This window comes from Rhizobium sp. M1 (assembly GCF_002531805.1).
GTDB lineage: Bacteria > Pseudomonadota > Alphaproteobacteria > Rhizobiales > Rhizobiaceae > Rhizobium > Rhizobium etli_C.
The window spans coordinates 45,520-70,521 of sequence record NZ_NWSW01000034.1 but is presented as its reverse complement, the minus strand read 5'-3'; the positions used below and the strand labels follow the sequence as shown (position 1 = coordinate 70,521).

General features: G+C 61.9%; 24 protein-coding genes. 2 read left to right on the top strand and 22 right to left on the bottom strand.

The window, feature by feature from the left end; all coding sequences use genetic code 11:
• The 10 genes from CO655_RS33560 to CO655_RS26825 all read right to left on the bottom strand — a co-directional run.
• The coding region (locus CO655_RS33560; RefSeq protein ID WP_141514366.1) for an FAD-dependent oxidoreductase at positions 1 to 87 on the bottom strand (87 nt) is incomplete at its 3' end.
• Between the two features lie 17 nt (positions 88 to 104).
• Positions 105 to 686, bottom strand: a complete 582-nt coding sequence (locus CO655_RS26865; protein ID WP_097667411.1) for a GNAT family N-acetyltransferase — start codon at positions 684 to 686, stop codon at positions 105 to 107.
• Positions 687 to 690: 4 nt separating this feature from the next.
• Positions 691 to 1,332, bottom strand: a complete 642-nt coding sequence (locus CO655_RS26860) for an SGNH/GDSL hydrolase family protein (protein ID WP_097579188.1) — start codon at positions 1,330 to 1,332, stop codon at positions 691 to 693.
• A 19-nt stretch (positions 1,333 to 1,351) separates the two neighbouring features.
• Positions 1,352 to 2,704 carry a pyruvate dehydrogenase complex dihydrolipoamide acetyltransferase gene (locus CO655_RS26855; protein WP_097667410.1) on the bottom strand — a complete coding sequence of 451 codons (1,353 nt, stop codon included), beginning with the start codon at positions 2,702 to 2,704 and terminating at the stop codon, positions 1,352 to 1,354.
• A gap of 15 nt (positions 2,705 to 2,719) precedes the next feature.
• Positions 2,720 to 4,117: a pyruvate dehydrogenase complex E1 component subunit beta gene (locus CO655_RS26850; protein ID WP_097667409.1), complete on the bottom strand. Its 1,398-nt coding sequence runs from the start codon at positions 4,115 to 4,117 to the stop codon at positions 2,720 to 2,722.
• A gap of 15 nt (positions 4,118 to 4,132) precedes the next feature.
• Positions 4,133 to 5,179 (bottom strand): pyruvate dehydrogenase (acetyl-transferring) E1 component subunit alpha, encoded by a 1,047-nt coding sequence (gene pdhA / locus CO655_RS26845; protein ID WP_003579069.1) that lies wholly within the window; start codon positions 5,177 to 5,179, stop codon positions 4,133 to 4,135.
• Positions 5,180 to 5,324: 145 nt separating this feature from the next.
• A complete protein-coding gene (locus CO655_RS26840) occupies positions 5,325 to 5,645 on the bottom strand; it encodes a septum formation initiator family protein (protein ID WP_097607123.1) in 321 nt (106 codons plus the stop codon).
• Between the two features lie 136 nt (positions 5,646 to 5,781).
• Positions 5,782 to 7,056 (bottom strand): phosphopyruvate hydratase, encoded by a 1,275-nt coding sequence (eno, locus tag CO655_RS26835; protein ID WP_097607122.1) that lies wholly within the window; start codon positions 7,054 to 7,056, stop codon positions 5,782 to 5,784.
• A gap of 140 nt (positions 7,057 to 7,196) precedes the next feature.
• Positions 7,197 to 8,042, bottom strand: a complete 846-nt coding sequence (kdsA, locus tag CO655_RS26830) for a 3-deoxy-8-phosphooctulonate synthase (protein ID WP_097607121.1) — start codon at positions 8,040 to 8,042, stop codon at positions 7,197 to 7,199.
• On the bottom strand, positions 8,039 to 8,935 hold the full coding sequence (locus CO655_RS26825; RefSeq protein WP_097667408.1) for a VOC family protein: 897 nt from the start codon (positions 8,933 to 8,935) through the stop codon (positions 8,039 to 8,041). The genes kdsA and CO655_RS26825 overlap by 4 nt, the downstream gene beginning before the upstream one ends.
• Before the next feature lie 195 nt (positions 8,936 to 9,130).
• Here CO655_RS26825 and lexA point away from each other — a divergent pair, with 195 nt between their 5' ends.
• A complete protein-coding gene (gene lexA / locus CO655_RS26820; RefSeq protein WP_097667413.1) occupies positions 9,131 to 9,850 on the top strand; it encodes a transcriptional repressor LexA in 720 nt (239 codons plus the stop codon).
• On the opposite strand, the gene CO655_RS26815 is transcribed toward lexA, so the two are convergent.
• A complete protein-coding gene (locus tag CO655_RS26815; protein WP_097667407.1) occupies positions 9,831 to 12,263 on the bottom strand; it encodes a ComEC/Rec2 family competence protein in 2,433 nt (810 codons plus the stop codon). The two genes, lexA and CO655_RS26815, sit on opposite strands and share 20 nt — an antisense overlap.
• Before the next feature lie 291 nt (positions 12,264 to 12,554).
• Here CO655_RS26815 and gltA point away from each other — a divergent pair, with 291 nt between their 5' ends.
• Entirely contained in the window at positions 12,555 to 13,844 is a 1,290-nt protein-coding gene (gene gltA, locus CO655_RS26810) for a citrate synthase (RefSeq protein ID WP_008526864.1), read from the top strand.
• 35 nt (positions 13,845 to 13,879) lie between these two features.
• On the opposite strand, the gene lpxB is transcribed toward gltA, so the two are convergent.
• The 11 genes from lpxB to pyrH all read right to left on the bottom strand — a co-directional run bounded on the left by lpxB (position 13,880) and on the right by pyrH (position 24,990).
• The gene (gene lpxB / locus CO655_RS26805; protein ID WP_097667406.1) at positions 13,880 to 15,049 is read right to left on the bottom strand and encodes a lipid-A-disaccharide synthase; all 1,170 of its coding nucleotides are present in this window, start codon (positions 15,047 to 15,049) and stop codon (positions 13,880 to 13,882) included.
• A complete protein-coding gene (locus CO655_RS26800; RefSeq protein WP_097667405.1) occupies positions 15,046 to 15,927 on the bottom strand; it encodes an LpxI family protein in 882 nt (293 codons plus the stop codon). The genes lpxB and CO655_RS26800 overlap by 4 nt, the downstream gene beginning before the upstream one ends.
• A 3-nt stretch (positions 15,928 to 15,930) precedes the next feature.
• Positions 15,931 to 16,749 carry an acyl-ACP--UDP-N-acetylglucosamine O-acyltransferase gene (gene lpxA, locus CO655_RS26795; protein WP_097607116.1) on the bottom strand — a complete coding sequence of 273 codons (819 nt, stop codon included), beginning with the start codon at positions 16,747 to 16,749 and terminating at the stop codon, positions 15,931 to 15,933.
• A complete protein-coding gene (fabZ, locus tag CO655_RS26790; protein WP_004678630.1) occupies positions 16,746 to 17,213 on the bottom strand; it encodes a 3-hydroxyacyl-ACP dehydratase FabZ in 468 nt (155 codons plus the stop codon). Before fabZ ends, lpxA begins: the two co-directional genes overlap by 4 nt.
• Positions 17,206 to 18,273, bottom strand: coding sequence for a UDP-3-O-(3-hydroxymyristoyl)glucosamine N-acyltransferase (lpxD, locus tag CO655_RS26785; RefSeq protein WP_097607115.1), 1,068 nt, complete (start codon positions 18,271 to 18,273; stop codon positions 17,206 to 17,208). The genes fabZ and lpxD overlap by 8 nt, the downstream gene beginning before the upstream one ends.
• 50 nt (positions 18,274 to 18,323) lie before the next feature.
• Positions 18,324 to 20,663 carry an outer membrane protein assembly factor BamA gene (bamA, locus tag CO655_RS26780; RefSeq protein WP_097607114.1) on the bottom strand — a complete coding sequence of 780 codons (2,340 nt, stop codon included), beginning with the start codon at positions 20,661 to 20,663 and terminating at the stop codon, positions 18,324 to 18,326.
• Between the two features lie 196 nt (positions 20,664 to 20,859).
• Entirely contained in the window at positions 20,860 to 21,993 is a 1,134-nt protein-coding gene (rseP, locus tag CO655_RS26775) for an RIP metalloprotease RseP (RefSeq protein ID WP_097667404.1), read from the bottom strand.
• 28 nt (positions 21,994 to 22,021) lie between these two features.
• Positions 22,022 to 22,852: a phosphatidate cytidylyltransferase gene (locus CO655_RS26770; RefSeq protein WP_097667403.1), complete on the bottom strand. Its 831-nt coding sequence runs from the start codon at positions 22,850 to 22,852 to the stop codon at positions 22,022 to 22,024.
• Positions 22,852 to 23,595, bottom strand: a complete 744-nt coding sequence (locus tag CO655_RS26765; protein WP_097667402.1) for an isoprenyl transferase — start codon at positions 23,593 to 23,595, stop codon at positions 22,852 to 22,854. The genes CO655_RS26770 and CO655_RS26765 overlap by 1 nt, the downstream gene beginning before the upstream one ends.
• A 37-nt stretch (positions 23,596 to 23,632) precedes the next feature.
• On the bottom strand, positions 23,633 to 24,193 hold the full coding sequence (gene frr, locus CO655_RS26760) for a ribosome recycling factor (protein WP_004678618.1): 561 nt from the start codon (positions 24,191 to 24,193) through the stop codon (positions 23,633 to 23,635).
• Between the two features lie 74 nt (positions 24,194 to 24,267).
• Positions 24,268 to 24,990 (bottom strand): UMP kinase, encoded by a 723-nt coding sequence (gene pyrH, locus CO655_RS26755; RefSeq protein WP_039619543.1) that lies wholly within the window; start codon positions 24,988 to 24,990, stop codon positions 24,268 to 24,270.
• Between the last annotated feature and the right edge of the window lie 12 nt (positions 24,991 to 25,002).

Genomic DNA, 25,002 nt, shown 5'->3' with positions numbered 1-25,002 from the left:
CTTGAGGCCGAGCTGGGCCGCGCGGATGGCGGCGACATAGCCGCCGGGGCCGGAGCCGATGATGATGACGTCGTAGGATTCAGCCATGTGTTTCCTGCCCTTTGTTACGCTGCGCTGCGGGTCATGAGGACCCACGCGTGCCTCTTGCTGTTTTCGAAGACCGGCACGGCATCCGCACGCGCAGCCTCCAAGAATCCGTTTCTTCCATAAAGCGACAAAGCCGCTTCATTATTGCTTGCGGTGATCAGGCTGACGGGCCGGCGATCGGCCCTTTCGATCTGATCCTCCAGCAGTCTGCGTCCGATGCCGATGCCGCGCAGATGGCGATAGACGCCGAGACTGCCGATGAACCAGCTTCCCACAACCGTTTTCTGCAAGGCGAGCATCGGGGCGGTCGCCGGGATCGTCGCCTCGATATCGCCTATGCCTTCATCCAGCGCATGGCCGATCGCCACACCGGCAATCTCGCCATAGGCCTCGGCGATGACGGCATCCCGCCAGCCGCCGACGGCTTCCTCCTCACTCATTTTCAGCCGCCCCCGCTCCAAAGGCGTGTCGCTTATGCCGTTCGCCACATCGGCGAACCAGAGCCAGGAGGCAAACCCATGCGATGCGATATCCGCCAGAATCGCCAGCTCCGAGGCATCCCGCCGTGAGGCCTGACGCAGCGCGATGAAGGCGGTCATATCCTCAGATCCCCAGCATCATCCGCACGATCGATTCCAGCCCGCGTCCGAGCGCACGGGTGTTTTCCGCATCGAGATGAATGCCGTCGATCGGCGTGGTCCTGGCAACGGAATTGCCGTCGAAGAAGCCGCAGCCGAGTTCGTCGGCGAGATCACGATAGAGCGTCGCAAGCTTGGCCGATTCCTCGATGCCGCCGGGAAAGGATGCGGCGAAGGGCACGTTGCCCGTCGCGCAGATCGCCGGCGGTGCCACGATCAGGATCTCCGGTCCGTCGAATTCGAAGGGCCAGGCATGATTGCGGATCAGCCGCACGAGGCGGCTGATGCCCTGGCAGGCGGCAAAGGCTGAACCCGCCACAACCGGCTTCATGTCGTTGGTGCCGAGCAGGAGAATGACGAGGTCGAGCGGCGCGTGCGTCTGCAGGATCGTCGGCAGAACGCGCGCACCGTTGCGGTCGCAATCGGCGAGATGGTCGTCGAAGGCGGTGGTGCGACCGTTCAGCCCTTCGGCGATGATGCGCGCCTCGCTGCCGAGCGCTGCCTGAAGCACGCTCGGCCAGCGATTCTTGTACTCATGACGGCCGATCGTCTCGGCGTCATAACCCCAGGTCAGCGAGTCGCCATAGCAAAGAACGGTCTTGGTCATTTCCGCCTCCGCCCAGCTATCAGACGAGCATGCCCATCGGGTTCTCGATGTAGCCCTTGAAGGCCTGGAGCAGCTCGGCGCCGAGCGCGCCGTCGACGCAGCGATGGTCGGTCGAGAGCGTGACGCTCATGACCGTGGCGATGGCCATTTCGCCGTTCTTGACGACGACCCGCTGTTCGCCGGCACCGACCGCGAGGATCGTCGCATGCGGCGGGTTGACGACGGCGGCGAAGTTCTTGACGCCCATCATGCCCATGTTGGAGACCGAGCTGGTGCCGCCCTGATATTCCTCGGGCTTCAGCTTGCGGTCCTTGGCCCGCTTGCCGAGGTCGCGCATCTCGTTGGAGATGACAGACAGCGTCTTCTGCTCGGCCTTGCGGATGATCGGGGTGATCAGGCCGCCGGGGATCGAGACGGCAACGCCGACATCGGCGTGCTTGTGCTTGACCATGTTGCTGTCGGTCCAAGAGACGTTGGCGTCGGGAACATCGCGCAGCGCCAGCGCCATGGCCTTGATGACCATGTCGTTGACCGAGAGCTTATAGGCCGGAGCGTTGTCCTTGCGGGGAGCCGCATCGTTCAGCTGGGCGCGTAGCGCCATCAGTGCGTCGAGCTCGCAATCGACGCTGACGTAGAAATGCGGGATCGTCTGCTTGGATTCGACCAGGCGCCGGGCGATCGTCTTGCGCATGCCGTCATGCGGCACGAGCTCGTAGGAGCCCGGCTCGAAGAGCTTGAGCACGGCGTCATCGGAAGCGCCCTTCGGCGCTGCGGCGGCCGGCGCAGCAGCCGCGGCAGCCTGCGGAGCAGCAGCAGCCGGTGCGGCGGCAGGTTTGGCGCCACCGCCGGCAACGGCGGCTTCGACATCGCTCTTGACGACGCGGCCATGCGGGCCGGAGCCGGCGACAGCCGAGAGGTCGATGCCGGCTTCCCTCGCGAGCCTGCGGGCAAGCGGCGAAGAGAAGGTACGGTTGCCACCGGCTGAAACTGCCGCGGGTGCGGCGGCGGGCGCAGCAGCCGGAGCGGGCTCAGCCTTCGCCGGTGCAGCCTCGGCCTTCGCAGCCGGAGCGGCTTCAGCCTTGGCGGGAGCGGGTGAACCCGCACCGTTTGCGGCAGCGGCCACGTCCTCGCCATCGGCGGCGAGAACGGCGATCAGCGCATTGACCTTGACACCTTCGGTGCCGGCGGCAACGACGAGCTTGGCGACCGTGCCTTCATCGACGGCTTCGACTTCCATCGTCGCCTTGTCGGTCTCGATCTCGGCGATCACATCGCCGGACTTGACCTTGTCGCCTTCCTTGACCAGCCATTTGGAAAGATTGCCTTCCTCCATGGTCGGAGAGAGGGCGGGCATCGTGATATTGATCGGCATCGAAACACCCTCCCCTTATTTGTAGCAAACAGTCTTCACCGCATCGACGACTTCGCCGACGTTCGGAAGCGCCAGCTTTTCGAGATTGGCGGCGTAGGGCATCGGCACGTCCTTGCCAGCGATCGTCAGAATCGGCGCATCGAGATAGTCGAAGGCCTGCTGCATGACGCGGGTGGCGATTTCGGTGCCGACGGAAGACTGCGGATAACCTTCCTCGACGGTAACCAGACGGCCGGTCTTCTTCACCGATTCGATCACGGTCGGCAGGTCCATCGGGCGGATGGTGCGAAGGTCGATCAGTTCGACGTCGATGCCGATCTTCTCGAGTTCGGCGACAGCCTTGGTCGCATAGCTCATGCCGATGCCGAAGGAGACCACGGTGACGTCCTTGCCCGGACGATGGATGCGCGCCTTGCCGATCGGGAGAACGAAATTGTCGAGCTTCGGCACATCGAAGTGCTGGCCGTAGAGAATTTCGTTTTCGAGGAAGATGACCGGGTTCGGATCGCGGATCGCAGCCTTCAGCAGGCCCTTGGCGTCGGATGCAGTGTAGGGCATGACGACCTTCAGGCCGGGGATTGCGCTGTACCAGGCCGCGTAATCCTGGCTGTGCTGGGCGCCGACGCGGGCGGCCGCACCGTTGGGGCCGCGGAAGACGATCGGAGCGCCCATCTGGCCGCCGGACATATAGAGCGTCTTGGCAGCCGAGTTGATGATGTGGTCGATCGCCTGCATGGCGAAGTTGAAGGTCATGAATTCGACGATCGGGCGAAGGCCGGCCATGGCGGCGCCGACGCCGACGCCGGCAAAGCCGTGTTCGGTGATCGGCGTATCGATGACGCGGCGGGAGCCGAATTCCTGCAGCAAGCCTTGAGTGACCTTGTAAGCGCCCTGATATTCGGCGACTTCCTCGCCCATGACGAAGACGTCGTCGCTGGCGCGCATTTCTTCGGCCATGGCGTCGCGGAGCGCTTCGCGCACCGTCATCGACACCATTTCAGTGCCGGCAGGGATTTCCGGGTCGTTCGGAACGGCAGCCTTGGGCTCGGCGGGAACGGGAGCAGCAGCCGAACCGGAATTTGTCGGCTTTTCTTCTCGAGCAACCTGCGGCGCAACGACCGGAGCCGGCTGAGCAGCAGCAGGAGCGGCGGAAATCGCGTCAGCCGATTCGCCATCCTGCAGCAGCACGGCGATCTTGGTGTTGACCTTGACGCCTTCTGTGCCGGCATCGACGAGCAGCTTGCCGATGACGCCTTCGTCGACGGCTTCGACTTCCATCGTCGCCTTGTCGGTTTCGATTTCAGCGATCACGTCGCCCGAGGTGACCTTGTCACCTTCCTGTTTCAGCCATTTGGACAGCGTGCCTTCTTCCATCGTCGGAGAGAGGGCGGGCATGAGGATATCGATAGGCATGGGTTCCCTCCCCGATTAGAGCAGAATGTCGGTGTAGAGCTCGGATGCATCCGGCTCCGGATCGGCCTGGGCGAAATCGGCGCTGTCGGCGACGATGTCGCGGACATCCTTGTCGATCGCCTTCAGATCGTCTTCGGAGGCCCAGCCCTTTTCGATGAGGCGCGCCTTGACCTGCTCGATCGGATCCTGCTCGGAGCGCATCTTCTGCACTTCTTCCTTGGAGCGATATTTCGCCGGGTCCGACATGGAGTGGCCGCGGTAACGATAGGTCAGCATTTCGAGAATGATCGGGCCCTTGCCGGAGCGGCAATGTTCGAGCGCCTCGTCGGCCGCCGCCTTGACGGCGCGCACATCCATGCCGTCGACCTGGATACCGGGGATGCCGAAGCCGGAGCCGCGCAGCGAGTAGTTCGACTGAGCGGTGGCGCGGGCCGTCGACGTGCCCATGGCGTAGCGGTTGTTCTCGACGATATAGACGATCGGCAGCTTCCAGAGAGCGGCCATGTTGAAGCTCTCGTAGACCTGGCCCTGGTTGGCGGCGCCGTCGCCGAAATAGGCGATCGAGACATTGCCGTTGCCGCGGTAATGGTTGGCAAAGGCAAGACCGGTTCCGAGCGAAACCTGGGCGCCGACGATGCCGTGGCCGCCGTAGAAATGCTTCTCTTTCGAGAACATGTGCATCGAGCCGCCCTTCCCGTGGGAATAGCCGCTGCGGCGCCCGGTCAGCTCGGCCATGACACCGCGCGCTTCCATGCCGGTTGCGAGCATATGGCCGTGGTCGCGATAGGCGGTGATGACCTGGTCGCCTTCCTTCTGCGCCATCTGCATGCCGACGACGACAGCTTCCTGACCGATGTAGAGATGGCAAAAGCCGCCGATGAAGCCCATGCCGTAAAGCTGACCGGCCTTCTCCTCGAAGCGGCGGATCAAAAGCATCTCGCGATAGGCCTTGAGTTCCTCATCCCGATCGAAGTCGGCTACCGGGCCTCCATTCGATGCTTTGGCTGCTGGTTTTGCTGCAGTTTTGCGGCTGGAAACGGTCGCGGTCTTTCGCGGCGCCATTCAACCCTCCCTATGGGTTTGTCGTTTCTCGGTGGCGCGTACCATAGGGAAGAAATTTGACCACAGCAATGCCATAATTGCATGGCTCATATTCGGCACTAAACTATTGGAAATAAAGCAGAAATAAGAATTAACCGAATTCCGGTTAATTGGAGTAGTGGTTGAATATGACGATCTCGTCCGCGCGCGACATATTCAGCTGATATCGCGCCTTTTCGTCCAACATGTCCTTGTCGAGCGAACCGTCACTGAGGAGCGCGACCTGGCTTTCCAGATGTTCGCGCTTCGCCTTCAACACCGCAAGCTCTTTTTCGCGCGCGACACGCTGACGCTCGAACGTCTCCGTCGCCCGCAGGCCGTAATCGCCGTGAACGCAATGATAACCGAAATAGGAGAGGAAGGCGACCGTCATGGCCGGGATGACGAACCGGCCGAATTTTCTCTTCTTATGATGCTTTGTCCACATACACGTATGCTCTTGAACGCATTACCAATTCGTTCAGCATAACGCGCAGAGATTAACCGTTCGTTGACCGTAAATATGAGCAATAAAAAACCCGCGCCGGGAGGGCGCGGGTTAAGCCATTGACGTTCAGATTCGATCAGCCGCGGATGATCGAGCGGCCGGCATACTGCGCCTGCGGGCCGAGGCCTTCCTCGATGCGGATCAGCTGATTGTATTTGGCAAGGCGGTCGGAACGCGACAGCGAACCCGTCTTGATCTGGCCGCAGTTGGTGGCAACCGCGAGATCGGCAATGGTCGAATCCTCGGTTTCGCCGGAGCGATGGGACATGACGGCGGTGTAGGCCGCCTTGTGCGCCGTATTGACCGCGTCGAGGGTTTCCGTCAGCGAACCGATCTGGTTGACCTTGACGAGGATCGAGTTGGCGACACCCATGCGAATGCCGTCGCGAAGGCGGGCGGAGTTGGTGACGAAGAGATCGTCGCCGACGAGCTGCGTCTTATTGCCGATCAGGTCGGTCAGCGCCTTCCAGCCATCCCAGTCGTCTTCGGCCATGCCGTCCTCGATCGAGATGATCGGGTATTTGCCGGCGAGCTCGGCCAGATATTCGGCCATGGCGCCCGATTCGAGCGTGCGGCCTTCACCTTCGAGAACGTATTTGCCGTCCTTGAAGAATTCGGTCGAGGCGCAGTCGAGGCCGAGGTAAATGTCCTCACCCGGCTTGTAGCCGGCTTTCTCAACCGACTTGACGATGAAGTCGAGGGCTTCCGAAGCGCTCTTCAGACCCGGTGCGAAACCGCCTTCATCGCCGACATTGGTGTTGTGGCCCTGGGCGGCAAGCTCCTTGCGTAGCGTGTGGAAGACTTCCGAACCCATGCGCACGGCTTCGGCGATCGTATCGGCGCCGACCGGCAGGATCATGAATTCCTGGAAGTCGATCGGATTGTCGGCATGAGCGCCGCCGTTGATGATGTTCATCATCGGCACCGGCAGCAGGCTCGCCGAAGCGCCGCCGACATAACGATAGAGCGGCAGGCCGGAGGCCTGGGCGGCAGCCTTGGCGACGGCGAGCGACACGCCGAGGATGGCGTTGGCGCCGAGACGCGACTTGTTCGGGGTGCCGTCCAGTTCGATCATGATGTTGTCGATCTGGATCTGGTTTTCGGCGTCGATACCGCCGATGGCGTCGAAGATCTCGGTGTTGGCGGCCTCGACCGCCTTTTCGACGCCCTTGCCGAGGTAGCGCTTGCCGCCGTCGCGCAGCTCGACCGCCTCATGGGCACCCGTCGAGGCGCCAGAGGGAACGGCCGCGCGGCCCATGCTGCCGTCTTCGAGGTAGACGTCGACTTCGACGGTGGGATTGCCACGGCTATCGAGAATCTCGCGGGCGATGATATCGGTGATTGCAGTCATGGGTTCTTCCTGCTCGGTGGGTGATCAATCGTTCGAAGCCTGTCATAATCGAAGGCGGGCAAATTACAATGCCGCAATTCCCGCCTGCGAGGCAGCGTTCTGACGTGGCCTAAACCACGATCATGTCAGCCTGTTGAACATCAAGCCTTGGCGACCGCGTCGAAGGCAAGCAGCTTCTCAAGCAAGCGCGGCATGTCCTTGAGATAAACCATGTTCGGGCCGTCGGACGGCGCGTTGTCAGGGTCCTGGTGGGTTTCGAGGAAGACGCCGGCAATTCCCGTCGCCACGGCTGCGCGCGCCAGCGTTTCAACGAATTCGCGCTGACCGCCCGAGGATTCGCCCTGCCCGCCCGGCTGGGCGACGGAATGGGTCGCATCGAAAATGACGGGCGCGCCCATCGCCGCCATGATCGGCAGCGAGCGCATGTCGGAAACCAGCGTATTGTAGCCGAAGGAAGCGCCGCGCTCGCACAGCAGCACGTTCGGATTGCCGCTGGCATTGAGCTTCTTCAGGACGTTCTTCATATCCCAGGGGGCGAGGAACTGGCCTTTCTTGACGTTGACGACGCGGCCGGTCCGGGCAGCGGCGATCAGAAGATCGGTCTGGCGGCAGAGGAAGGCGGGGATCTGCAGAACGTCGATCACCTCCGCCACCTCGGCGCATTGCTCGGCGGTGTGAACGTCGGTCAGGACGGGAAAGCCGAATTCCTTCTTCAGGTCGGCGAAGACCTCCATGCCCTTTTCAAGCCCGATGCCGCGCTCTGCCGAGAGCGAGGTGCGGTTCGCCTTGTCGAAGGAACTCTTGTAGACGAGGCCGATACCGAGCTTTGCGCAGAGCTCCTTCAGCGTACCGGCGACCATGAAGGCGTGGTCACGGCTCTCCATCTGGCAGGGGCCGGCAATCAGCGACAGGCGCCCGGTATTGGAAAAGGTGACCTGGCCTTCGCCTTCGCCGATCTTGACCTCGGAATTGGTATCAGTGCTCATCGTGGTTCCTCGAAGGCAAAAAGCGCGCCCTGCCCGGGCGTGGGCTTCACCAGAATGCGATTGTTCTTGCGTGTGTATGTCACTCCGTTAGCAGCCAAATGCGCTTCTGTCACGGCAAGATCGGTGACGGTGAAGAGGATTGCCTGACCGCGCAGGCCACGATCGGCGGCGGAAACGACAAGCTCGAAATAGGCCTCCAGCCCTTCCGGCGTCATCAGGCTGATCTTGGCATTGGATGCCGCGATCTTCATGCCGAAACCGGTTTTCTCCACCACCGTCTGCCCGACCGCAAGACCAACGAAGGCGGCAAATGCAGCCGGCTCCGGCGAACAAAGGGCGATCTCGGCAATGCCGGTCACGCCATTGGCATGCGTCTCCAGAGCGGCACGACCGGCCGGGAACGAATTGATGCGCTGACAGGTGAAGAGAAAGAAGTCGGGCGCGCGCAGATCTCCTGAAAAGGCCAGTTTGAAGCTGCCGACGCTTTCCGAACCGTCCGGCATCCGCATCGGCCGGCTGAACTGCAACATCTCGCCGGCACTCGCGCCGCTACCCACGAATCGCCGATGATCGAGGCCGGCATCCTCGGTGAGGAAGGCCAACGCCGAAAGTCCCTCCTCGCCGCAGCGGAAGCGGAAGGCGCGATTGCGGGCGATGAAGACATTGCCGTGGCGGGCCGCTGTCTCGCTCTCCTCGACACTCGCCACGCCGAGCGGCTCGATATAGGTCTTGTCGGCGAAAAAGACGCAGGCATTTTCCGTTCCGAACGGATGGCGCGCATCGGCGGCGACGGTAAAGCCGAGCTTGCCGAGCCTTTCGCGCGCCAGGTCGATATTGACGACGGGCAGCACGACATGATCCAGCGGGTGCGGTTTGGCGGAATGTGCGATCATGATATCCCTCCTGACACGCCAGAGATGTGCGACAGCACCACCCTCAATGCAAGACATGTGCGCCAATCCGGCGAATGAAAATAAAAATCTCGACGAGTTGGCGCGAAGTTTTACGGAAATTTAGCTACTTGCGGAACACATATGGAACATATAGTGTCTGTTCTGGATTTGTTTCAATCACGGGGTCTGACGTCGATGCTCACGCGCAAACAACAGGAGCTTCTCCTTTTCATTCATGAGCGCATGAAGGAATCCGGCGTTCCGCCCTCTTTCGACGAGATGAAGGATGCCCTGGATCTCGCCTCGAAATCCGGCATTCATCGACTGATCACGGCGCTGGAGGAACGTGGTTTCATTCGCCGCCTACCGAACCGGGCCCGGGCCCTGGAAGTGATCAAGCTGCCGGAGGCCTATAGCCCCAGTCTTCAGCCGCGCCGCGGTTTTTCACCGAGCGTTATCGAAGGCAGCCTCGGCAAGCCCCAGCCGGTCGCCGCCCCCCCTGCCGCAAAGCCGATCGCCGACAACGGCAACACTGTGTCCGTGCCGGTCATGGGCCGGATCGCCGCCGGTGTTCCGATCTCGGCGATCCAGAACAACACGCACGACATCGTCGTTCCCTCAGACATGCTCGGCTCGGGTGAACATTATGCGCTGGAGGTCAAGGGCGATTCGATGATCGACGCCGGCATCTTCGACGGCGACACGGTGATCATCCGCAACGGCAGCACCGCAAGTCCCGGCGATATCGTCGTTGCGCTGGTCGACGACGAGGAAGCGACGCTGAAGCGCTTTCGCCGCAAGGGTGCCTCGATCGCCCTCGAAGCCGCCAACCCGGCTTACGAGACCCGTATCTTCGGGCCCGACCGGGTCAAGGTGCAGGGCAAGCTGGTCGGCCTCATTCGCCGTTATCACTGACAGCGGACGGGCCGGTTTCGGTAAAACTGTCTTTGCGCCAATCATAGGCTCGATGGCGCATCCATGGACGCGACAAAGCATCGAATGCGGTTGCGACCTCGAATCCCTCCTGTGCAAAACGCAGTTCGACGGAACCGGTCCTACGCAGCGTCTCGCCGGTGAAGAGTGTCGCACCCGAGCGGCAACGGTCGAAACGCAGGCGCACCGCGGTCACGACAATCTCGCCGGCGTCGCAGGCCGGGCCGAGATAGGCGGCGTTGTCGATGACGGCGACGACATGGCCATTGCCGAGCCTGGCTATACACCAGGCCTTCTTCACGCAGGAAAACCGATTTGTCTCACCGCCGGCTGCGGCGGTCGCCATCGCCGCCCTCGCGTCATTCTGCTGGTCGCGGGACAGCCTGACGCGGCGGTCCTCACCCGGTGGCGGGATGGCAGGACCATCCAGCATCTTCGGCGGGTGGTGCCTCGGCAGGACCAGCGCTCTTTGCCACTGGTCGAAGATGAAGTCCGGCGGGTTTTCACGGTTGGAAGCCATGGCCTCCGTCGCGACAAGCGCGACCAGACCACCATCCTCGGAAATCACCAGATCCGGTGGCCGGGACCCTGGCAGAATCAGCAGGATGAGCGTCGAAACGGCGAGGATCGATGTGCCGGCATGGCGCAACCGGGTGCGGAGCAGCGTCAGCAGCAGAAAGCCTGCCACGGCGACCGCGAAATACCAGGCGGGCAAGCGGCCGAGGCCGATGTCGCCGCCCCAGCCGGACACCGTCTTGGCGACCGCAATCACCAGATCGAGGCCGAAGCCGACCACTTTCCAGAGCGGAGCGTCCAGACCGAACGGCATGAGCAACATAGCCAGCAGCCCGGCCGGCATGACGATGAAGGAGATGATCGGCATCGTCGCAAGGTTTGCCGGCAGGCCATAAGCGGTCAGGCGATGAAAATGCTCGATCGAAAACAGCGCCGTGGAAAAGCCACCGATCAACGAGGTCAGGAAGACGCCGCCGAGGAAACCGGCGACCGCCACGACCGGCCGCAGGACCGGCAGCTTCAGCAACGGGTTTTCCCGGACGCGCCGGTCCTTCCACAGCTGGTAGCCCGATACCAGTGCCAAAGTCGCGGCAAAGGACATCTGGAAGCTCGGACCCAAGACTTCGGAGGGTGAAATGGCGATGATGACGAGCGCCGAGAGAACGACATTGCGCAGGCTGATCGACGGCCGATCGAAGAAGACGGCAATCAGCATGATCGCCATCATGATGAAGGCGCGTTCGGCCGAAACCCCGAATCCTGAGATCAGGAAGTAGGCCGTGACGGCGAGGAGCGCGCCGGCCGCGGCGAGCTTCTTTGTCGGATAGGCTTGAGCGACAACAGGAACGAGGCTGAGCAGCATCCGGAAACCGACGAAGAAGATGCCGGCCGACAACGCCATGTTGAGGCCCGAGATCGCCACGATATGCGCAAGGCCGGACTGGCGCAGCGCCTCCGTCGTTTCCTTCGAGATGGCGCGCCGCTCGTCAGTCACCAGAGCAGCGGCAAAAGCGCCTGTGTCGCCGGGCAGGATCGAGCGTATGCGATCGCCGATGCCGCTGCGCAACTGGTAAAGCCATTCGAGCAGAGCTTCGGACGTCGATCTCGCAGGCTGCGGGCCTGCCCGCGAATCGACTTTCTCGGGCGCACCGTAGAAGAAGCCGTTGGCGCCGATGCCATCGAAATAGGCACCGAAGGAAAAGTCGTTGAGCTCGGGAAGCGCCGGCCCCGCCGGCGGCGTCAACCGTGCTCGGCCGGTGATGACGTCACCGATCTCGAAAGGCGTATCGGCGCCGCGGGCGATCACGGTTATACGCCTCGGCGGCCGCTTCACCTGTGGCGCCTCGGTGCCGGTGACGGCAAGAACATAACGCCACCGCCTACGATCGTCGCCTTCGCGCCGCTCGACGCGGCCTATCACCGTCGTCGTCACGGATGAATCGAGTATGACAGTCGAGGCCCGCCAGCTTTCGAGCCGCGCGCAGAGCATGCCGCATACCACGAGGGCAAGCGCCATAAGCGTTGCCCGCAAGGCGGGCCGGCTGCGACCGGCGACGAGCACCGCAAGCATCAGTACCGACAGGCAGAGCAACGATGGAAGGAGCGGAAAATCCGTTGCAGCAAGAAACCAGTATGCCGCGCCGGCGCCGAGGAAGACCGGCGAGAACAGGAGCAGGCGGCCGTGGTCGGCCTCCTCGCTCAGCATCCGGCCGCCAGCACGCAGCGCTTGTCTCATTGCCGCCGGCAGCCGGTGGCGCAACGACATCGCGGACTGGGTTCTCGCCGGCCGCATCACCACAGCTGGGGCAGGAAGATCGGCCGGATCGGCAAGACCGACGCCCGCTTGCGGCCGCAATTCGACTGTCGTCAATTCCTGCATGCGCCGCCCGAACTTACCCTGCCCAGGCACCCAGAATGCAACCTCCGGGCAAATCCGGCAAGCATAATCGATTGAAATACGAGCGAAAATCGCAAATGCGAAAAGACCAGTCGAATCATCGGTTTCCGCTATGCGTGCCGCTCATCGCTGCAGTGCCTAAAAGGTGATGCCGCAATGCACAAAATGCCGTCACGGTAACTTGGCATTAGCTTCGCGATCATATAGCTATCGGTAAGGACGCTTAACCCCTATGGCGCTTTTGTGGCGCCACCGACATTTCGGAGGATCAGCATGACGGATCAAAGCGCAACAATAAAAATCGGTGACAAATCAGTCGACCTCGCCGTCAAAAGCGGCACGATCGGTCCAAGCGTCATCGATATCGGTGCTCTCTACAAGAACACCGCTTCCTTCACCTACGATCCGGGCTTCACCTCGACCGCATCCTGTGAATCGAAAATCACCTATATCGACGGCGACGAAGGCGTGCTGCTGCACCGCGGCTACCCGATCGAGCAGCTCGCCGAACATGGCGACTTCCTCGAGGTCTGCTACCTCCTGCTTTACGGCGAACTGCCGACGGCCGCGCAGAAGAAGGACTTCGACTATCGGGTCACGCATCACACCATGGTGCACGAGCAGATGAGCCGCTTCTTCACCGGCTTCCGCCGCGATGCGCATCCGATGGCCGTCATGTGCGGCTGCGTCGGCGCGCTGTCGGCCTTCTATCACGACTCGACCGATATCACCGATCCGCATCAGCGCATGGTCGCCAGCCTGCGGATGATCGCCAAGATGCCGACGCTGGCCGCCATGGCCTATAAGTACCATATCGGCCAGCCCTTCGTTTACCCGAAGAACGACCTCGACTATGCATCGAACTTCCTGCGCATGTGCTTTGCCGTTCCCTGCGAGGAATATGTGGTCAACCCGGTGCTTGCCCGCGCCATGGACCGCATCTTCATCCTGCATGCCGATCACGAGCAGAACGCGTCGACCTCGACCGTCCGCCTCGCCGGTTCGTCGGGCGCCAACCCGTTCGCCTGCATCGCGGCCGGCATCGCCTGCCTGTGGGGCCCCGCGCATGGCGGCGCCAACGAAGCAGCACTCAACATGCTGAACGAGATCGGCACCGTCGATCATATTCCGGAATATATCGCCCGCGCCAAGGACAAGAACGATCCGTTCCGCCTGATGGGCTTCGGCCACCGCGTCTACAAGAACTACGACCCGCGCGCCAAGATCATGCAGAAGACGACGCATGAAGTACTCGGCGAACTCGGCATCAAGGACGATCCGCTGCTCGAAGTGGCGATGGAGCTCGAGCGCATCGCGCTCACCGACGAATATTTCATCGAGAAGAAGCTCTATCCGAACATCGACTTCTATTCCGGCATCACGCTGAAGGCGCTGGGCTTCCCCACGACCATGTTCACCGTGCTCTTCGCGCTTGCCCGCACCGTCGGCTGGATCGCGCAGTGGAACGAGATGATCGAGGATCCGGAGCAGCGCATCGGCCGTCCGCGCCAGCTCTATGTCGGCGAACCGAAGCGCGACTACATCCCGGTTTCGAAGCGCTGATCGCTTCAGACCAATCGGCTCAAAAGAAAACCCGGTCAGAAACGACCGGGTTTTTTCTTTTTCAGCACGTCGAGCAGGATTTCGGCAGCATATTCGCCCGGCGGCTTTTCAGTCTGCATGCGCTGCCAGATGAGCTCATAACCTTCCTTCATCGCCTTGAGCTGGTAAGTGTCGGCCGACAGCCTTTCCATCCAGCGTGCGAGGCTTGCGCCGCGAACGACATCGTTCAGATATTCCGGCACGACCGCGTAATCGGCAATCAGGTTCGGCAGCGCCCCTGTCCAGGTCTTGATGCCCGATGTCAGCAGCCGCATGATCCAGTCGACCCTGTAGGCGGAGACGACGGGAACGTCGGCGAGCGCCAGTTCGAGAATAACGGTTCCGGATGCCGCCATGGCTGCATCGGCCTCGACGAAAGCCTTCCACTTTGCTTCCGCGCCGACAACGATCTCCGGCGTTACCGCCCATTTCGCCGTCAATTCGCGCACAAGCCCTTCCTTGTGTCGCATCGTCGGCAGGATGAAGCACATCGGTCCATTGCGGGCGACAAGTTCGCTCACCGCCACCTCGAAATGCGGCAGGAGCTTCTGGATTTCCGAGGAGCGTGAGCCGGGCAGAAGCAGGATTGTGCCGTTGCCGGGCCGTCTTCCCGCACGCAGGCGTCGGGTCTCCAGGAGCGCAGGGTCGGCGGTCAGGCGATGCCCGACATAGGTCGTTGCCGGGCCTTTGAGGCGCTGCATCGTCGCCGGTTCGAAAGGCAGGACGGCGAGCACGTGATCGACATAGGCAAGCATGCGCTCGGCGCGATATTCCTTCCAGGCCCAGACGCTCGGACAGACATAATCGACGACAGGCAAATCCGGCAGCGCCGTGCGGACACGCTTTGCCACGCGATGGGTGAAATCCGGGCTGTCGATGATGAGCAGAATGTCAGGCCTTGCGGCGATGATTTCAGCCGTTGTCCGGCGGATCAGGCCAAACAGCTTCGGCAGCCGGCTCAGCACCTGGGTGATGCCCATGATCGACAGTTCGGAAAAATCGAACAGGGATCGCAAGCCCTCCGCCTGCAGACCCTCCCCGCCGACACCGACAAGTTCCACCGGTCCGCCATGGATGCGCTTCAGCGCGGCGATGAGGTCGGCGCCGAGGAGATCGCCCGACACCTCACCGGCAATGACGGCAATCTTCAGCGGCGCGCCGGTCATTCCAGCCCCCATTCCGGAAGACCGCGATCAATGCCGCAGACGAAAAGTCCGGCCTCGTCGGCGGCGCGGATGACGGCAGCACGATCGAGCACCAGCGAGCGGCCGGCTTCGACGGCGATACCGGCAAGGCCGGCTTTACCGGCGTTCAGCACCGTGGAAACGCCGATGGCCGGCAGGTCGGCGCGAATATCCTGCTGCGGCTTGCAGAGCTTGACGAGCACGCCGCGGCGGCGCGTCGAAATGCGCCCGGCGGCTCTGAGCCCGGCGACACGGTCGAGCATCTCATCGGTGCCCTCAAGACCTTCCAGCGCGACAACCCGCCCGCCGATGCTGACGGCGCCCTGCCCGACATCCAGCCGGCCGAGCATCTCGGCGGCTTCGGCAGCACGGCTGATATCGCGCCGATCTTCGTCACCGGGTGCCACGGCGCCAAGCGGACCGACGGAAGCCAGCAGGTCGGGGGCGATCTCATGGGCGCCGACGACACGCCGGCCATTTCCCTCGATCAGCCGGATCACCATCTGCAGGACCGTATCGTCGCCGCCGGAAAGCAGGGTGCGGATCGCGGCCGGCACCTTCATCAGAATGCGCAGCGTCGGGCGCACCTCACGCCATTCCGGCCGGCGGCGCACGCTGCCCGACATCACCACGCGGCCGATGCCATAACGGTTGAGAAGACTATTGAGGGCGGCGAAATCGCCGATGCCGATTATAGCGTGGTCGTAGCCTTCCCAACGCCGGTCGCTTTCGTCCTTCAGGGCGACGATAACAGGATTTTCGCCTGCTGCGCGTGCGGCTTCCGCGACGTAGGAAGGCAGAAGGCCGCCGCCGGCGATGATCGCCAGCCGGCCCGCCGCGGTGTCGCCTGATAAAGCCACGGGCTAGCCCTTCTGACCTCGAGTCGGCGAGGACAGGGCGCGGTCGCTTTCGGCGGCGATGAAATCCAGGATCTGCATCACCTCTGCGCAATCGGCATATTCCTCGCGGATGGCCGCGGCGTTCTCACGCACGGAGGCCGTTCCCTCGAAGATCGCCTTGTAGGCGCGGCGCACCCTGTGGATGACGGCGCGGTCGATGCCGGCGCGCGTCATGCCGACGACATTGAGACCACCCAGCAGACCGGGATTGCCGTTCAGCATGCCGTAGGGAATGACGTCGTAACTGACTGCCGACAGCCCGCCGACGAAGGCCTGGCGGCCGACGCGGGTGAACTGATGAACGGCCGAGCCGCCGCCGAGAATGACGCGATCCTCGATGACGACGTGGCCGGCGAGCATGACGTTGTTCGACATGATCACGTGGTTGCCGACCCGGCAGTCATGCGCCACATGCGAATTGGCCAGGAACAGATTGTTGTCGCCGACGATCGTCTGGCCGCCGAAATCGGCGGTGCCGGTGTTCATCGTCACGCCTTCACGGATCGTGCAGTTGGCGCCGACCGAAAGCGTCGTCTCTTCGCCGGCGTGATGCACGCTCTGCGGATCGCCGCCGACGACCGCCATCGGGAAGATGCGCGTGCCCTTGCCGATCACGGTCCGGCCGGTGACGATCGCATGCGCCAGGAGCTCGACATTGTCATGCAGGACGACGTGCGGCCCGACATGGCAGAAGGGACCGATCTTCACGCCCTCACCGATCGTGGCCCCGTCTTCGACGACGGCCATCGGGTGAATGCGGGCGCTTTCGGCAATCGTACTCATGCCTGATCCTTACGAACGATCATCGCGCCGATATCGGCCTCGGCGACAAGCGCGCCGTCCACCTTGGCGTCGCAATGGAATTTCCAGATATTGCCGCGCTGCTTGTGCTTCTTGACATGGAATTCGACGCGATCGCCGGGCACAACCGGCTTGCGGAAACGCGCATTCTCAATGGTCATGAAGTAGACAAGGTTGCCCGGCTGGCCTTCCTTCTTGGCACAGATCGCACCCGCCGTCTGCGCCATGCCCTCGATCAACAGCACACCCGGCATGATCGGCGACTCCGGAAAATGGCCGGTGAAATGCGGCTCGTTCACCGTGACGTTTTTGATGCCGATCGCCGCGTTGTCGCCATCGATCTCGATGATCTTGTCGACCATCAGAAACGGATAGCGATGCGGCAACAGCTTCATGATCTCGATGATGTCAGCCGAAGAAAGCGTCGTCGTGGCTTCCTCAGTCATTTTCCTTGCCTCCAGGGTTCCGCCCGCGCAACTTGGACTTCGACACTTGTTGCGCCGCCTCTCTCAGATAGTCTTTCAGCGGACGAGCCGGTACGCCGCCATATTGCCCGCCGGCGGCAAGATCGGTCATGATACCGCTTTTGGCGGCGATCTGCACGCCGTCGCCGATCGTCACATGGCCCTTGATGCCGGCCTGGCCGCCGATCTGCACGCCGTTGCCGATCTTCGTGCTGCCGGCAATGCCGACCTGCGCGACAATGGCGCAATGGCGGCCCATCTGAACGTTGTGGCCGATCTGGACCTGGTTGTCGATCTTGGTGCCCTCGCCGATCACGGTATCATCCATGGCGCCGCGGTCGATCGTGGTATTGGCGCCGATCTCGACATTATCCTGGATGATCACCCGGCCGATCTGGACGATCTTGATCATGCCGCGCGGACCCGGCGCATACCCGAAACCATCCTGGCCGATGCGAACGCCGTTGTGGATGATGACACCGTTGCCGATCAGCGCGCAGAGAATGCTGGCGCCGGCTGCAATCGAACAATCCCGGCCGATCTTGACGCCTGGGCCGATGATGCTGTGCGCGCCGATACGGGTGCCCTCGCCGATCTCGGCATGCGCCCCGATAACCGCCAGCGGCTCGACGATCACGCCTTTTTCCAGCTTGGCGCTCGGATCGATCACCGCGCTCGGCGCGATCTCGCCTTCACCCGGCGAAATGGTGACCGGGCGCAGTGCCGCCGGGTAGAACAGGCCGCCTGCCATGGCGAAAGCCGCATGCGGATTGGACGACAGGATGATCGGGATATGCTGAGGTACGAGGTCGGCGAGCGCCTTGTCGCAGATCACCGCCGAGGCCTGGCAGGTCAGCAGCTCGTCCCGGCTGCGGCGCGACAGGATATAACAGACGTCGCCCGCCCGCGCCCGGTTGATGGGAGCGACGGAGCGGACGATGATGTCGGCATGATCGGAATTGGCGAGTTCCGCCCCAAGAAACTCTGCCAGCTCAGCGAGCTTCAGACCTTCATGGGGCAGAAAAAAAACGTTTTGCTCCATCGGCAATGCTCCAGAACGGAATTGAGTCTTACAGTTCCGGACTGCCGATATCAGAATTGGTTGTTGATGCCAAACTTGAAGTTTTGCGTCTTGTCGAAGTCTTCCTTGAGGACCGGGATTGCGTAATCCAGACGCAACGAACCGAAAGGAGACTGCCAGACGACGCCGACACCGACGGAAGCGCGCAGCGAGGCGTCTTCACCCTCGATGCCGTCACCCCTGAGGTCGACGTCGTTGCCGAACAACGTGCCCGCATCGGCGAAGACCGCGCCGCGCAGATTGAAGTCACGCGGGAAGCCCGGCATTGGGAAGGTTGCTTCGGCCGATGCCGTGAAATACGTCGTACCGCCCAGCGGATCGTCGTTGGTGCCGGAAACGCGCGGGCCGATGCCCTTGTTTTCGAACCCGCGAATGTCGCCGTTGGTCAACGTGAACTGGTCGAAGACGTTCAGATGCTCGCCGAAGCCGACGACATAACCAGCCGAGGCCGAAACCGAGCCGATGATATCGGCATCGTCAGCGAGCAGGTGGTAGTAACGGGCCTTGCCGTAGATCTTGTAGAACTGCGAGTCGCCGCCGAGACCGGCAATTTCCTGCGTCGCCGTCGCGTAGATGCCTTCGCGCGGCAGGACCGTGTCGTCGAGCGTGTTGTAGGTCAGCGTCTGCGAGATGGAAGACCGCGTCCACGGGCTGTCCTCGACGAGGTGCTGATACGGAGCCGACAGGTCGGAAAGATCGCTGTCATCAGCGTCATACTTCATCTGCTTGTAGTTATAACGGAAGGTCGTCGCCAGATCCTCGGTGATCGGCGCGGTGACGCGCAGGACGACGCTGGTTTCCTCGTAATCGTAGTTGTCGTTGCTCGACGTCTCGCTGTGGTTGACGTCGAAGCCCGCCGCCAGACGATAGCCGAGGAAATAGGGCTCGGTGAAGCTGACGCCGTAGGCGCGCGAACCTTCCTGACCGCCGCCGGCCGAGATGCGGATGTACTGGCCGCGGCCGAGGAAGTTCTTCTCTTCGATCGACGCTTCGAGCAGCAGGCCGTCACCGCCGGCGGCATAACCCGCACCGACGCCGAACGAACCGGTGGACTGATCCTGCACGTCGACGACCACCACGACGCGATCCGGCGAGCTGCCCGGCTGGGTGGAGATATTGACGGAGGAGAAATAGCCGAGCGCTTCGAGGCGGCGCTTGGCCTTGGTGATCATCTGCTGATTGAAGGCGTCGCCTTCACTCATGTCGAATTCGCGGCGGATGACGTAATCGCGCGTGCGGCTGTTGCCGCGGATTTCGATGCGCTCGACATAGGCGCGCTCGCCCTGGTCGACCAGATATTCGACACCGATCGTGTTGTTGTTCAGGTCGCGGTTACCGCGCGGCGTGACGCGCGCGAAGGGATAACCGGCAGAGGCCACCTGATCGGAGATCGCTTCGATCGACTTCTGCACCTCCTTGGCGCTGTAGACATGACCTTCCTTAGTGCGCACCAGCGGCAGCAGCTGATCAGAGCCGACGCCTTCGACGGTCGACTGGACGGTCACCGGTCCGAAGTCGTAACGCTGACCTTCCTCGATGTTGAAGGTGAGCGTGTACTTGTTGGTTGCCTCGTCGAAGCTCGCATCGGAAGAGACGATGCGCATATCGGCATAGCCGCGGTTGTAATAGAACTGGCGCAGCGCTTCTTCGTCGGCGTGAAGCTTGTCTTCGTTATAGACGTCCTTGCGGGTCAGGAACGAAAGGAAGTTCGAACGCTTGGTATTGATGACGGCAGCCAGACGGCCGGCGCTGTAGGCATTGTTGCCGACGAAATTGATCGAATCGATCTTGGTGCGGTCACCTTCGTTGATGACGAAGGCGAGATTGACGCGACCTTCGCCGAGCGGCACCACCTGCGTCGTCACTTCGACTTCGCTGCGGCCGGTGGCGGCATAGGCATCCTTGATCGCTTGGATGTCGGACTGGATCTGCGTGTCGCTGTAGGGACCGGCAGCATGGGTCTGGACGATCGTCGCGAGCTTGTCGTCCTTGATCTTGCGGTTGCCGTTGAAGACGACCTGATTGACGAGCTGGGCTTCCTGGACATTGACGACGAGCGTGCCGCCGGAGACCGAAATCTTGACGTCGGAGAAGTAACCGGTGCCGTAGAGCTGCTTGACCGAGTCATCGATGTCTGTGTTCGAAAAACTCTTGCCGGGCGTGATGGTCAGGTTCGACCGGACAGCTTCCGCGCCGACGCGGCTGGCGCCGCGCACATCAATGCGCTGGATAACCGCGGCCTCGGCGGCCGTAGCGGAAACGAACGTCAAAGCGCCTGCGCCCGAAGCAACAACACTAGCAGACAGCGCAACCGCCGATACTGCGTTCAAAAACTTTGAACCAGCCTTCATTTCACCTATTACCTTTTTTCCCTCGTCCCCGTCCCCGGGAGAACCCGATTCCGGTCACGTGTGTCGTTTTACCCGCTTTTGACATACAAGCAAGGGAGGGCGTTAATTTCTGTTTACTTCATTTCGAAGCGTGACCCATTCGCCACTACAGCCTTGAAACATCGTAAATAAATAGTAATTCCCTTACCTTGCGCGTTTACCCTGAGCTCACGCTTATGTCGTTCCAGGTCGTAAAAACCATCAATGTCAATATCATTGCCAAGCCGATGCGAAACGCAACTTCCTGAGCCTTGGAGCCCAGGGGTCTGCCCCTCACCGCCTCCACCGCATAGAACATCAGGTGGCCGCCATCAAGTACCGGAACCGGCATCAGGTTAAGCAATCCTATCGAAACCGAAAGTGTCGCGGCAAGCTGCAGCACTGCGCCAAGCCCGAGGCTTGCCATCTGTCCGGAAGCTTGCGCCACACGGATCGGACCGCCCAATTGATCGGCCCGCATCGATCCCGCGAAGATATTTCCGATATATTTGAAGGTGCCGGTGACGATGCCTGCGCTTTCGATCACCCCTTCCCGCACAGCCTCAAGCGGGGCGTAGGTCCGCAGGCGGAAATTGCCGGCTTCCTTGTTGGTGACGATGCCGATCTGGCCGAGTTCAATCTTATTGCCGAACTGGTCGGTCGTGTCGGTGCGTTGCGGCACCATCGGCACATCGAGCTTTTGGCCGCCGCGCTCGATCGTGACGACGATCCTTTGGCTCGGACGCATGGCGACATAGCGGCGCACCTCATCGAAGGTCTCGACCTTGTCGCCGTCGATGGCAATCAAGAGATCGCCGGGAAGAATCCCGGCGACGGCGGCCGAGCTCTCCGGCTTGACCTCGGCAACGACCGGGTCAGCGATCATGCGGCCATAGACGGTGAAGAGAACAGCGAAGATCACAATCGCCAACAGGAAATTGGCGATCGGGCCGGCGGCGACGGTCGCGGCGCGTTTCCACAGCTTGGCGCCGGCAAAGGAGCGCGCCCTGTCCTCCTCGGACATGGCGGCGATCCCATCGTTGTCGGGCTTGCTCGAAACATCCTCATCGCCGAAGAAACGGACGTAACCGCCAAGCGGGATTGCCGAAATCTTCCAGCGTGTTCCGTGGCGGTCGGTGAAGCCGAATATCTCCGGGCCGAAGCCGACGGAAAAGGCGATGATGCGAATGCCGCTCCAGCGTCCGACGAGATAATGCCCCATCTCATGCACGAAGACGAGCAGCGAGAGCACCAGGATGAAGGTGACGATGTTCCCCATCACAAATGCATATATGCCTGTCATCACGTCCATTAGTTCCTTCCGTCAGGCTGCCGCGTCATCAAAGGCCGAACAATGCCGCGCCGAGCGATGTCATCCCGCCCCCCTTTATCAGGGAAAAAAGCCCAGCAAGCAAGAACGCCGAAAAACAGGCGAAAATCAGTCCGTCGACACGATCCATGACGCCGCCATGACCCGGGATGAGGTGGCTTGAATCCTTGACCCCGAATTTTCGCTTGATGAAAGATTCGAAAAGATCGCCGGCCTGGCTGCAAACCGACAGAATGAGCGCCACGCCGGCAGCAACGACCTCCGCGCCCGGAACAAGAAAATGGACAAGAACGACGCCGGCTGCGACCGCCGAAACGGCGCCGCCGATAGCGCCGGACCACGTCTTTCCGGGCGAGATCGACGGGGCAAGCTTCGGTCCGCGAAGAGCCCTGCCGACGAAATAGGCGAGGATATCGGTTGCCCAGACGACGGCAAAGACGAAGAGCATGGCATAAAGGCCCAGCCGATCGTCGCCTCTGATCCCGGCGAGCACCACGCCGGTGGCGCCGGCATAAAACAGGCCCGCCGGGAACCAGCGGCTGGTGCCGTGCAGGATGATCAGGGCTATGCCGACGGCGGTGACACCGGCCAGCATGCCGGCGGCGAATTCGAAATTACCGACAAGCACCAGGAAAGCGATCGCCGCCTCGCCGATCCAGCCGACGCCATTGGCAACCCAGTCACGCGCGACGCCCGATATTTTCGACCATTCATAATAGATCAGCAGGCCGATCACGGCCGCCAGGATGCGGAAGGCAAGGCCGCCATACCAGGTGGCGGCAAGAACGACGACTGCGAGAATCAGCCCTGAAGCGATGCGCAGTTTCAGTTCCTGCTGCATCAGGTGCCAACCGCGGCTGCCTGCGACGACAGGCCGCCGAAGCGCCGGTCGCGGGAGGCGAATTTTTCAAGCGCCGAGCGGAAGATTTCGGGGCTGAAATCCGGCCAATATTCCGGAACGAAGATGAATTCCGAATAGGCGGCCTGCCACAGCAGGAAATTGGAAAGCCGCTCCTCGCCGCTGGTGCGGATGATGAGATCCGGATCGGGGATACCAGCCGTATCGAGACGGGCGTCGATCAGCGCGGGCGTGATGTCCTGCGCCCTCAGGCGACCGGCCTCGACGTCCTTGGCCAGGCTCACCACGGCGCGGGAGATTTCATCGCGCGAGCCGTAATTGAAGGCGATGACCAGCGTCAGCGCCGTATTGTCCTTGGTCGTCTCCTCCGCCTCCAGCAGCAGGCCGAGGATATCGCTGCGCAGGCTGTGGCGATCGCCGATCACCCTGATGCGCACATTCTGGCGATGAAGCTCGGCCAGGTCACGGCGGATGAAAGCCTTGAGCAGGCCGAGCAGATCGGAGACTTCGGCCTCGGGCCGGCGCCAGTTCTCCGAGGAGAAGGCAAAGAGGGTCAGATATTTTATGCCGGCCGCGCCGGCCGCGCGCACTGTCTCGCGCACCGCCTCGACGCCCTTGCGATGGCCCATCGTGCGCGGCAGGCCACGCTGCTTGGCCCAGCGGCCATTGCCATCCATGATGATGGCAACATGCTCTGGCACAGTCAAAAATACAGATTCCGACATTTCCCGTCCGGTCTTTCCAGGCAAAGGCACAGATCCACTAGACCTGCATGATTTCCTTTTCCTTCTCGCCAAGCAAGCGGTCGATTTCGGAAATCGTCTCGTCCGTCATCTTCTGTACGCGTTCCGACTGTGCACGGCTCTCATCCTGGCCGATTACGCCATCCTTTTCGGCTTTCTTGAGGCCGTCCATGCCGTCGCGACGGACATGGCGAATCGCGACCTTGCTCTTTTCGGCATAGTCGTGAGCCACCTTGACGAGCGATTTGCGACGCTCCTCGTTCAACTCCGGCAGCGGGATGCGCAGGCTCTGGCCGTCGACGATCGGGTTGAGACCGAGGTTGGATTCGCGGATGCCGCGCTCGACGGCGCTGACCATCGACTTGTCCCAGACGGAAACGGTCAGCATGCGCGGCTCGGGCACGGTGATGTTGGCGACCTGGTTCAGCGGCACGCGCGAACCATAGGCCTCGATCGTCACCGGATCGAGAATGTTGGCCGAGGCACGGCCGGTGCGCAGCGATGCGATGTCGCTCTTGAATGCGGAAACCGCGCCATCCATGCGGCGCTTCAGTTCCTTGATGTCGATACCTTCACTCATGTCGATGCTCCCGTCTCAAGCATGATGCCGAAAAAGCGTCAGCGGTTTCGGACACCATCATGCTCTAACTATTATCAGTTGTCGGAGACGATGGTTTTGAGGCCACCGCCCGTCAAGATTTCGGCAAAACCGCCCTTCTCGTGGATCGAGAAGACGATGATCGGAATGGAATTCTCCCTGGCGAGCGCCACGGCGGCAACGTCCATCACCGCAAGCCCCCTGTCCAGTACTTCCTGGTGCGTCAGACGATCAAGCCGCGTCGCGTCGGGATATTTCTTCGGGTCGGCGGTATAGATGCCGTCGACCTGCGTGCCCTTGAAGATGGCTTGCGCACCCATTTCGGCGGCGCGGAGTGCCGCGGCGGAATCGGTGGTGAAGAAGGGGTTGCCGGTGCCGCCGGCAAAGATCACCACCCGTCCCATCGACAGATGATAAAGGGTCGCGCGCTGCGAAAAGCTCTCGCAGATCTCCGGCATGGAGATGGCCGAAAGCACCACCGTATCGATGTTGAGCTTGCGCAGCGAGGTCGCCAGCGCCAGCGCGTTGATGATGGTGCCGAGCATGCCCATATGGTCGCCGGTCACCCGGTCGCCGCCCTTGGATGCCACCGCGACACCGCGGAAGATATTGCCGCCACCGACGACGACGCCGACTTCCACGCCCATATGCCTTGCCTCGGCGATATCGGATGCAATGCGGTCCGCCACCGCGACATCGATCCCGAAACCCTGGGCCCCCATGAGCGCTTCGCCGGAAGCCTTGAGCAGAACGCGTTTATAGACAGGCTCTAAAGACATCTTGGCTCCTCG

Bases quoted from the DNA above. Each gene is read 5' to 3' on its own strand.
- CO655_RS26865 (WP_097667411.1), bottom strand. From the start codon at position 686: ATGACCGCCTTCATCGCGCTGCGTCAGGCCTCACGGCGGGATGCCTCG.
- CO655_RS26860 (WP_097579188.1), bottom strand. From the start codon at position 1,332: ATGACCAAGACCGTTCTTTGCTATGGCGACTCGCTGACCTGGGGTTAT.
- CO655_RS26855 (WP_097667410.1), bottom strand. From the start codon at position 2,704: ATGCCGATCAATATCACGATGCCCGCCCTCTCTCCGACCATGGAGGAA.
- CO655_RS26850 (WP_097667409.1), bottom strand. From the start codon at position 4,117: ATGCCTATCGATATCCTCATGCCCGCCCTCTCTCCGACGATGGAAGAA.
- pdhA (WP_003579069.1), bottom strand. From the start codon at position 5,179: ATGGCGCCGCGAAAGACCGCGACCGTTTCCAGCCGCAAAACTGCAGCA.
- CO655_RS26840 (WP_097607123.1), bottom strand. From the start codon at position 5,645: ATGTGGACAAAGCATCATAAGAAGAGAAAATTCGGCCGGTTCGTCATC.
- eno (WP_097607122.1), bottom strand. From the start codon at position 7,056: ATGACTGCAATCACCGATATCATCGCCCGCGAGATTCTCGATAGCCGT.
- kdsA (WP_097607121.1), bottom strand. From the start codon at position 8,042: ATGAGCACTGATACCAATTCCGAGGTCAAGATCGGCGAAGGCGAAGGC.
- CO655_RS26825 (WP_097667408.1), bottom strand. From the start codon at position 8,935: ATGATCGCACATTCCGCCAAACCGCACCCGCTGGATCATGTCGTGCTG.
- lexA (WP_097667413.1), top strand. From the start codon at position 9,131: ATGCTCACGCGCAAACAACAGGAGCTTCTCCTTTTCATTCATGAGCGC.
- CO655_RS26815 (WP_097667407.1), bottom strand. From the start codon at position 12,263: ATGCAGGAATTGACGACAGTCGAATTGCGGCCGCAAGCGGGCGTCGGT.
- gltA (WP_008526864.1), top strand. From the start codon at position 12,555: ATGACGGATCAAAGCGCAACAATAAAAATCGGTGACAAATCAGTCGAC.
- lpxB (WP_097667406.1), bottom strand. From the start codon at position 15,049: ATGACCGGCGCGCCGCTGAAGATTGCCGTCATTGCCGGTGAGGTGTCG.
- lpxA (WP_097607116.1), bottom strand. From the start codon at position 16,749: ATGAGTACGATTGCCGAAAGCGCCCGCATTCACCCGATGGCCGTCGTC.
- fabZ (WP_004678630.1), bottom strand. From the start codon at position 17,213: ATGACTGAGGAAGCCACGACGACGCTTTCTTCGGCTGACATCATCGAG.
- lpxD (WP_097607115.1), bottom strand. From the start codon at position 18,273: ATGGAGCAAAACGTTTTTTTTCTGCCCCATGAAGGTCTGAAGCTCGCT.
- bamA (WP_097607114.1), bottom strand. From the start codon at position 20,663: ATGAAGGCTGGTTCAAAGTTTTTGAACGCAGTATCGGCGGTTGCGCTG.
- rseP (WP_097667404.1), bottom strand. From the start codon at position 21,993: ATGGACGTGATGACAGGCATATATGCATTTGTGATGGGGAACATCGTC.
- CO655_RS26770 (WP_097667403.1), bottom strand. From the start codon at position 22,852: ATGCAGCAGGAACTGAAACTGCGCATCGCTTCAGGGCTGATTCTCGCA.
- CO655_RS26765 (WP_097667402.1), bottom strand. From the start codon at position 23,595: ATGTCGGAATCTGTATTTTTGACTGTGCCAGAGCATGTTGCCATCATC.
- frr (WP_004678618.1), bottom strand. From the start codon at position 24,193: ATGAGTGAAGGTATCGACATCAAGGAACTGAAGCGCCGCATGGATGGC.
- pyrH (WP_039619543.1), bottom strand. From the start codon at position 24,990: ATGTCTTTAGAGCCTGTCTATAAACGCGTTCTGCTCAAGGCTTCCGGC.